Here is a 1,202-nt window from a genome sequence, read left to right as displayed (position 1 = left end):
AAAGCAAAACTTTCCGAGGCTGGTAAAAGTTTTAGCAGATCGGGGGTATCAAGGTGATTTACAAAAATGGTTTTATGCGCATACGCAGGGGTGTTTGCTGAGCATTGTCAAGCCGGTGGACGGAACGAGGGGGTTTAAGGTTCAGCAATGGCGGTGGCTTGTGGAACGCTCGTTTGCGTGGCTGGGTAATTTCAGAAGATTGTCCAAGGATTATGAGATTTCCCCTTCATCCGCTAAGGCTTTTGTTCAATGAGCTTTCACAAAAATTATGCTGAATAGGTTAGTTAAATGTTTTGCGTGACTGGTTCTAACACTTCTCCATGTAAAATTATCAAAGACGATAAAATTTAGAACGATTAGGCTTGCAGGAATTGCAAGCACTGCCACATTGCCATCATTTGCGCTTGGAACAAATCTATCAATTGCTTAATTAATACGCTATTAAGTGCCTCCAAAAACCAGCAATAATTGATAAAAATATAACCATATATACGATCATTTTATGCTCTTTTAAAAAATGCCATATAAATGGAAAGAGTGTTTTGGGTAATCCAGTATTTGTAGCCTTAATCATTTTACTCAATTCCAAAAATTATTTTCTTGCCCCTTGTATGCAGCTTTATCTTGACATACTTTGCTGTTTTATGCAAATATATTCTGTATGTAGACAGTCGTCATTGCGAGGAGCTTACGACGAAGCAATCCAGTTAAAACAGGAGCAAATGAAACATCCAGCTGTTTATATTGTGGCAAGCAAAAGAAATGGAACCTTATACGTGGGCGTTACATCTAACCTCATTAAAAGGGTTTATGAACATAAAGAAGGGGTGATTGAAGGTTTTACCAAAAAATATGGATGCAAGCTATTGGTATTTTACGAATCACATGAAACTATGATATCTGCTATATTAAGAGAAAAAGTAATTAAAGGCGGATCTCGTAAAAGAAAATTAATTTTAATCGAAAAAATGAATCCAGATTGGAGAGATTTATATGCAGATATTATTTAACAACAACTGCGATGAAGAGCAGTTTCCTAGATTGCTTCGTCTCAAGCTCCTCGCAATGACGATTAATCGGAGAGTATTCATATGAAAAAGTCATCAAAAACGAACTGGATCAACATGAACGAAGTATCAGGCTTCTTGCTTTATTCTGCTTATTTTGCGTGGAAGCGCAAGATTGAAAGTGCGCTTTTACCT

At 37.0% G+C, this 1,202-nt stretch carries 2 protein-coding genes; both read left to right on the top strand.

What is annotated here, in order from left to right; translation table 11 throughout:
- Nucleotides 1-253, top strand: a 253-nt coding sequence (locus Sarmat_RS06675; protein WP_202149966.1) for a transposase, incomplete at its 5' end; no start/stop codon positions are given.
- Nucleotides 254-644: 391 nt separating this feature from the next.
- A complete protein-coding gene (locus tag Sarmat_RS06670; protein ID WP_244127170.1) occupies nt 645-1,010 on the top strand; it encodes a GIY-YIG nuclease family protein in 366 nt (121 codons plus the stop codon).
- The last annotated feature ends 192 nt before the right edge of the window (nt 1,011-1,202 follow it).

The sequence above is a fragment of the Candidatus Sarmatiella mevalonica genome (assembly GCF_016751895.1).
GTDB lineage: Bacteria > Pseudomonadota > Alphaproteobacteria > Rickettsiales > Rickettsiaceae > Sarmatiella > Sarmatiella mevalonica.
Note: the sequence above shows the minus strand (reverse complement) of the source record. Positions and strands in the feature narration are given on the sequence as shown.

Excerpts from the sequence above, each read along its gene's own strand:
- Sarmat_RS06670 (WP_244127170.1), top strand. The coding sequence starts at position 645 with ATGCAAATATATTCTGTATGTAGACAGTCGTCATTGCGAGGAGCTTAC.